This window comes from Streptosporangium sp. NPDC005286, from assembly GCF_040607515.1.
Lineage (GTDB): Bacteria > Actinomycetota > Actinomycetes > Streptosporangiales > Streptosporangiaceae > Streptosporangium.
The window spans coordinates 1-8,001 of the sequence record NZ_JBEXGU010000274.1 but is presented as its reverse complement, the minus strand read 5'-3'; the positions used below and the strand labels follow the sequence as shown (position 1 = coordinate 8,001).

At 73.6% G+C, this 8,001-nt stretch carries 2 protein-coding genes; both read left to right on the top strand.

The window, feature by feature from the left end:
* Positions 1 to 11 precede the first annotated feature (11 nt).
* Positions 12 to 6,680, top strand: coding sequence for an SDR family NAD(P)-dependent oxidoreductase (locus tag ABZU75_RS44060; RefSeq protein ID WP_355568696.1), 6,669 nt, complete (start codon positions 12 to 14; stop codon positions 6,678 to 6,680).
* A gap of 20 nt (positions 6,681 to 6,700) precedes the next feature.
* Positions 6,701 to 8,001, top strand: a 1,301-nt coding sequence (locus tag ABZU75_RS44055; protein ID WP_355568694.1) for a beta-ketoacyl synthase N-terminal-like domain-containing protein, incomplete at its 3' end; no start/stop codon positions are given.

Here is an 8,001-nt window from a genome sequence, read left to right as displayed (position 1 = left end):
CGGTTGGGGAGTTGTCGGCGGCTCATGTGGCGGGGGTGTGGTCGCTGGCGGATGCGGCCAGGGTGGTGGCGGCGCGGGGCCGGTTGATGCAGGCGTTGCCGGCCGGTGGGGCGATGGCCGCGATCGAGGCCACCGAACAGGAGGTGCTCGACAGCCTGGCGGAGTTGGACGAGGCGACTTCAGCGGCTTCGGAGGCGACCGATGGGGCGGTGGCCGCGATCGAGGGGCTGGGTGCTCCGGCGGAACCGGACGAGGTGCGGACGGACACTCCGAGCGACTTCGGGGTGGGGGGCACGGCCGCCGACGGCCCGTTGGTGGTCTCTGGAGATGAGGACCTTCCGGGCGACTCCCATCGGACCTGGTCGGGCAGGGTGGGGATCGCGGCCGTCAACGGGCCCTCCTCGGTGGTGATCTCTGGAGATGAGGACCTGGCTTCAGCCGTGGTGGCCGACTTCACCGGGCGGGGACGGCGGAGCAGGCGGCTGACGGTCAGCCACGCGTTCCACTCCTCCCGGATGGAGCCGATGCTGGCGGAGTTCCAGCGGGTGCTGGAGACGGTGACGTTCGCCGAGCCGCGGATCGCGCTGGTGTCGACGCTGACCGGGCAGGTGGCGACCGGCCGGGAGCTGAGCGATCCGGCCTACTGGACACGGCAGGTAAGAGAGCCGGTCCGGTTCGCCGACGCGGTGACCACCCTCGATGCGGTGGGGGTGACGACGTTCCTGGAGCTGGGCCCCGACGGGGTGCTGTCGGCGATGGCACGGCAGTCGCTGCCGGAGCGCCCCGACGCCGAGCCACATGTGCTGGCCCCCCTGCTGCGCAAGGACCGGCCCGAGGAGGTGAGCGCGCTGCTGGCACTCGGGCAGGCCCACATCCATGGCAGCCCGATCGACTGGGAGGCGGTCTTCCCCGGCGCGAGCAAGGTCGGCCTCCCCACCTACGCCTTCCAGCGACAGCGCTACTGGCTCGACGCCTCGCCGGCGGGCGCGGCGGACGCCTCGGGGCTGGGATTCGGTGCGGCCGACCATCCGCTGCTCGGCGGCACGATCGGGCTTGCGGATGCCGACGCCGTACTCCTGACCGGTCGTCTGTCGCTGCGGTCGCATCCCTGGCTCGCCGACCACGCGGTCGCGGGTACGGTCGTGGTTCCCGGCACCGCCTTCGTCGAACTCGCGATCAGAGCCGGTGACGAGGTCGGCGCGGAGGCGCTTGACGAGCTGGTGATCGAGACCCCTCTCCTGCTTCCGGAGAGCGGCGCGGTGCACATCCAGGTGTCGGCCGGTGCCCCGGACGGTGAGGGTGGCCGTGCCGTCGCCGTCCATTCCCGCCCCGAGGGCGCACCGGCAGGCGCCGAATGGGTCAAGCATGCGGAGGGCCGTGTCGTCCCCGGCTCGGGGCAGAACCCGTTCAGTCTGGCCGCGTGGCCTCCCGCCGACGCCGTGGCGCTCGATGTCACGGACTTCTACGACACCCTGGCCGGAGCCGGTCTGGACTACGGTCCCGCGTTCCAGGGGGTGAAGGCGGCCTGGCGGCAGGGTGAGGTGCTCTTCGCGGAGGTGTCCCTCGCGGAGGGGGAGCGGGAGGACGCCGCCCGGTTCGGCGTGCATCCCGCCCTGCTCGACGCCGCTCTGCACGTCGCGGCGCATGACACCCTGCCGACCACCCCGGCCGGCGGCAACCGGCTGCCCTTCGCCTGGCGGGGCGTCCGCCTGCACGCCTCCGGCGCGTCCGAGGTCCGGGTGCGGCTCGCGCCGACCGGCCCGCAGGATTGGACGGTCCAGGTGGCGGACGCCACGGGAGCGCCCGTCGCATCCGTCGAGGGGCTGCGTTCCCGCCTGATCGAGGCGGGCCGGCTGCGCGAGGCGCGATCGGCGTCGCGCGACTCGCTCTTCCAGATCGGCTGGGTCGAGCCGCCCACCATCGATCCCGCCGACGCGGATGTCACCGATGTCGTCGTCATCTCCGGCGATGCCGGCCCGGATCCGTCGGCGGGCGTGGTGCCCGCCGTCCACGAGGTGACGAACCGGGTACTGGCCGAGCTACGGCGATGGCTGGGGGAGGAGCGCGCCGGTTCCGCCCGCGCGGTCGTGGTCACCAGGAACGCGGTGGCCTCCTCCGAGGAGGAGACCGTTGATCCGCGTGCGGCCGCCGTGTGGGGACTCGTGCGCTCGGCCCAGTCGGAGCAGCCGGGGCGGATCGTCCTGGTCGACGGTGACCGCGACCTCAGCGCGGAGACCGTTCGCCGGCTGGCCGCCGGTGAGCCGCAGCTGGCGGTACGGGGAGATCGGATCCTGGTGCCGCGCCTGGTCCGGGCGACGGGCGGTCCGGCCATCGGAGCCGCGCCCCTGAACCCGGAAGGGACCGTGCTGATCACCGGCGGCACCGGAGGGCTCGGTGGCCTGCTCGCCCGGCACGTCGTGACCGGGCACGGTGCCCGGCACCTGATCCTCACCAGCCGCCGTGGCGATCAGGCCCCCGGCGCGGCCGAGCTACGGGCCGAGCTGGCCGGGCTCGGTGCCCGCGTCGACATCGTGGCGGGGGACGTGGCCGATCGGGCGTTCCTGGAGGAGGTTCTCACGGCGATTCCGGCGGAGCATCCGCTGACCGCCGTCGTGCACACCGCGGGTGTCGTCGACGACGGTGTGATCGCCTCGCTCACCGCCGAGCGCGTCGACGCGGTGCTCCGTCCCAAGGTCGACGCGGCCTGGCATCTCCACGACCTGACGAAGGAGCTCGATCTGGCGTGGTTCGTGCTGTACTCCTCGATCGCCGGGGTTCTGGGCAGTGCGGGGCAGGCGAGCTACGCGGCGGCCGGCACCTTCCTCGACGCCCTCGCGGAGCACCGCCGCGGCGCGGGCCTGCCCGCGCTCTCCCTGGACTGGGGCCTGTGGGCGCAGAGCACCGGCGTCACCGCGCACCTGACCGACGTCGACCGGGCGCGGGCCGCGCGCGGCGGGGTCCGGCCGCTGCCCACCGCCGAGGGGCTGGAGCTGTTCGACGCCGCGCTGCGGCTCGGCCCCGCCGTTCTGGTCCCCGTCCTGCTCGACCTGCCCGCGGTGCGCGCCACGGGGGAGATCCCGCCGTTGCTGCGCGGTCTCGTCCGGCCCCCGCGCCGGCCCGCGCGGGAGGCCGCGGAACGGTCGTCGCTCGCACTGCGGCTGGCCGGACTCGCCGCCGACCGGCGGAGCGAACTCCTGCTCGGCCTGGTACGTGCCGAGGTGGCGGCGGTCCTCGGGACCGGCGCCGAGACCGTGCCGGCCCGGCGGGCCTTCGGCGACCTCGGGCTGGACTCCCTGACGGCGGTCGAGCTGCGCAACCGGCTGAACGCGGTGACGGGGCTCCGGCTGCCCGCCACCCTGACCTTCGACCATCCCACGCCCGCCGCGCTGGTCGGCTACCTCCAGGCGGAACTCGGCGGGGAGACCGAGAACGGGCCCGCCGCCCCGGCCGTCCCCGCCCCGGTGAGCGACGACGCGATCGCGATCGTCGGAATGGCCTGCCGGCTGCCCGGCGGGGTGAGCTCGCCGGAGGAGCTGTGGCGGCTGGTCGCCTCGGGCGGCGACGCGATCTCGGAGTTCCCGTCCGACCGGGGCTGGGACCTGCGGGCGCTGTTCGACGCCGATCCCGCGCACCCCGGTACGTCGTACACGAAGCACGGCGGATTCCTGCACGAGGCGGCCGAGTTCGACGCGGAGTTCTTCGGGATCTCGCCGCGCGAGGCACTGGCGACCGACCCCCAGCAACGGTTGCTGCTGGAGACGGCATGGGAGGCCTTCGAGGGCGCGGGCATCGATCCGGCCACGCTGCGGGGCAGCAGGACCGGCGTCTTCGCCGGAGTGATGTACCACGACTACGCACCCCGCGTGGGGGAGGCGCCCGCCCCGCTGGAGGGTTACCTGGCCAACGGCAACGCGGGCAGTGTGGCGTCGGGCCGGATCGCGTACACGTTCGGGTTCGAGGGGCCCGCGGTCACGGTCGACACGGCGTGCTCGTCCTCGCTGGTCGCCCTGCACCTGGCGGTGCAGTCGCTGCGTTCGGGCGAGTCCGACCTGGCGCTGGCCGGCGGAGTCGCGGTCATGGCCTCGCCCGCCGTGTTCGTCGAGTTCTCCCGGCAGCGCGGGCTGGCCCCCGACGGCCGATGCAAGGCGTACGCGGGGGCCGCCGACGGCACCGGCTGGGCCGAGGGCGTGACCCTGCTCCTCGTCGAGCGCCTCGCGGACGCCCGGCGGCTCGGCCACGAGGTGCTGGCCGTGGTACGTGGCACGGCGGTGAACCAGGACGGCGCCTCCAACGGGCTGACGGCGCCGAACGGCCCGTCGCAGCAGCGGGTCATCCGGCAGGCGCTCACCAACGCCGGGCTCGCGCCCTCGCAGGTGGACGCCGTCGAGGGCCACGGCACGGGCACCACGCTGGGCGACCCGATCGAGGCGCAGGCGCTCATCGCCACGTACGGCCAGGACAGGTCCGATGAGCGGCCGCTGTGGCTGGGCTCGCTGAAGTCGAACATCGGGCACACCCAGGCGGCGGCCGGAGCGGCCGGGATCATCAAGATGGTGCAGGCGATCCGCCACGGCGTCCTGCCCAGGACGCTCCACGTGGACGAGCCGTCGCCGCACGTGGACTGGTCGGCCGGAGCCGTGGAACTGCTCACCGAGGCGCGGGCCTGGCCGGAGACGGGCGCGCCGCGCCGGGCGGGGGTGTCGGCGTTCGGGGTCAGCGGTACCAACGCCCACGTGATCATCGAACAGGCTCCGCCGGTCGAGGCGACGCCCACCCGGGCGGAGCCGCGCGGCGGACCGCTCCCCTGGACGGTGTCGGGCAGGACCCCGGAGGCCCTGTACGGCCAGGCCGCCCGCCTGGCCGACTTCGTCGAGGCTTCCGATGACGCGGCCGAAATCGACCCCCGGGACGTCGGACTCTCCCTGGCCACCACGCGATCGGCCTTCGAGCATCGCGCCGTCGTCCTCGCCGAGGACACCGACGGGTTCGTGTCCGGCCTGCGCGCGCTGGCCGCCGGGACCTCCTCGCCCCGGGTGGTACGCGGTGTCGCGGATGTCGAGGGCGAGGGCAGGGTGGTGTTCGTCTTCCCCGGGCAGGGGTCCCAGTGGGCGGGGATGGCGGTCGAGCTGCTCGACTCCGCTCCGGTGTTCGCCCACCGGCTGGCGGCCTGTGGCCAGGCGCTCTCCCCGTACGTGGACTGGTCGCCCGCAGACGTCCTGCGTGGTGTGCCGGGCGCACCCGATCCGGACCGGGTGGACGTGGTCCAGCCGTTGCTGTGGGCGGTGATGGTGTCGCTGGCCGCCCTCTGGGAGTCCTATGGTGTCCGCCCCGCCGCCGTCGTCGGGCACAGCCAGGGCGAGATCGCCGCGGCGTGCGTGGCCGGAACCCTGTCGCTGGAGGATGCCGCACGAGTCGTCGCGCTCCGCAGCCGTGCCATCCTGGCCCTGGCCGGGAGCGGAGCCATGGCGTCGGTGGCGCTGCCACCGGGTGAGGTGGAGGCCAGGATCGCCGGGCTGGCGGGTCGCGTCTCGGTGGCCGCCGTCAACGGTCCCTCGTCGGTGGTGATCTCCGGCGATCCGGACGCGGTGGCCGGGCTCGTCGACGACTACCGGGAGCAGGACGTACGGGCCCGGCTCATCCCGGTGGACTACGCCTCCCACTCCGCACATGTCGAGCGGGTCCGCGCGGAGGTGGGCGAGGCCCTCGCGCCGATCCGGCCGCGTCCCGGTGACGTGCCGATCCTGTCCACGGTCACCGCCGACTGGATCGGCACGGCGCCGATGGACGCGGACTACTGGTACGCGAACCTCCGTGAGCGGGTCCGGTTCGAGGAGGCCACCCGTGCGCTGGCCGAGCGGGGATACGACGTGTTCATCGAGGTCAGCCCCCATCCGGTGCTGACCTCCGGCATCCAGGAGACCCTCGAAGGCACCGCCAGGCCGGGCGCGGTCGTGGCGGGATCGCTGCGCCGCGACCACGGCGGCCTCGACCGGTTCCGCACGTCTCTGGCGGAGGTGTACGTCCGAGGTGTCCCGGTGGACTGGCGGGCGGTGTACTCCGGCGCCCGCCGGGTACCGCTGCCGACCTACTCCTTCCGCCACCGCCGCTTCTGGCTCGACGCCGTGCCTGCCGGAGGCAGGCCGCTTGAGGTGCCGACCGTGGCGGAACCCGTGACCAGGTCGATCGCCACGCTGGCCGGAGCCGAGCTGGACGAGGCGCTGGTCGAGCTGGTCCGCGCCGAGTCGGCAGTCGTCCTGGGGCACGACGGCGCGAGCGCCATCGACCTCGGACGGGCCTTCCGGGAGCTTGGCCTGGACTCATTGACCGCCGTCGACCTGCGCAACCGGCTCGGGGCGGCCACCGGCCTGCGGTTGCCGGCCACGCTGGTCTTCGACTACCCCACGCCCGCCGCGATCGTCGGCTATCTCAGGAACGAACTGTCGTCGTCCGGGGAAGCCGTCCGGTTCCCCTCCGCCTCGGCCTCACTCGACTACCTGGAGGCGGTGTTCTCCTCCGGTGCCGAGAACGACCCCGAGTACGCGGAGCTCCTGACCCGGATGCGGGTCCTGCTCGACCGGTGGGGGACGGTCGCGCCACCGGTGGGCGCGGGCATCGACCTGGACTCCGCGACCGACGAGGAGCTGTTCCGGCTCCTCGACCACGACATCGACTCCCTTTGACGCTGAGGAGCGCATCCACCATGGCCGACGAGAAGCTTCGCGAATACCTGAAACGCGCGATCGCCGATGTCCACAGTCTGCGAGGGCGGCTGCACGAGGTCGAGTCCGCGGGCAGGGAGCCGATCGCGATCGTGGGAATGTCCTGCCGGTTCCCCGGCGACGTGAACTCGCCGGAGGACCTGTGGGATCTGGTCGCCGCGGGCCGGGACGCGGTGTCACCGTTCCCCGCGGACCGGGGCTGGGACCTGGACGGCCTGTTCGACCCCGATCCCGACCATCCCGGCACGTCGTACACCCGGTACGGCGGCTTTCTGAGTGACGTCGCGGGCTTCGACGCGGAGTTCTTCGGGATCTCGCCGCGCGAGGCGCTGGCGATCGACCCGCAGCAGCGGCTGCTCCTGGAGAGCGCCTGGGAGGTGTTCGAGCAGGCCGGCATCGATCCGGCTCCGCTCCGAGGCAGCCGTACGGCGGTGTTCGCGGGGCTCGCGGGCGGTGACTACGCCGCCGGTTCCAGGACGCCCGAGGAACTGGAAGGCCACCTGGGCATCGGCACGCTGCGCAGTGTGGCGTCGGGCCGGATCGCGTACACGTTCGGGTTCGAGGGGCCCGCGGTCACGGTCGACACGGCCTGCTCGTCCTCGCTGGTCGCCCTGCACCTGGCGGTGCAGTCGCTGCGCTCGGGCGAGTCCGACCTGGCGCTGGCCGGGGGCGTCTCGGTGATGGCGTCGCCGCAGGGGTTCGTGGAGTTCTCGCGCCAGCGCGGCCTGTCGGTGGACGGCCGTTGCAAGGCGTTCGCCGGGGCGGCCGACGGCACCGGCTGGGCCGAAGGTGTCGGGTTCCTGCTGGTGGAACGCCTGTCGGACGCACGACGGCTGGGACACGAGGTACTGGCGGTGGTCCGGGGTTCGGCGGTGAACCAGGACGGCGCCTCGAACGGGCTGACGGCCCCGAACGGCCCGGCGCAGCAGCGGGTGATCCGGCAGGCACTCGCCGGGGCACGGCTCTCCCCGGCGGACGTGGACCTGGTCGAGGCGCACGGCACCGGCACCAGGCTGGGTGACCCGATCGAGGCACAGGCGATCATCGCGACGTACGGTCAGGGGCGGCCCGCCGGTCGGCCGCTCTGGCTGGGCTCGCTCAAGTCGAACATCGGTCACGCACAGGCGGCGGCGGGCGTCGGCGGCGTGATCAAACTCGTCCAGTCGATCCGTCATGGGGTGTTGCCCAGGACGTTGCATGTGGATGAGCCGTCGCCGCATGTGGACTGGTCGGCTGGGGCGGTCGAGTTGCTGAGTGAGGCGCGGGCCTGGCCGCGGACGGG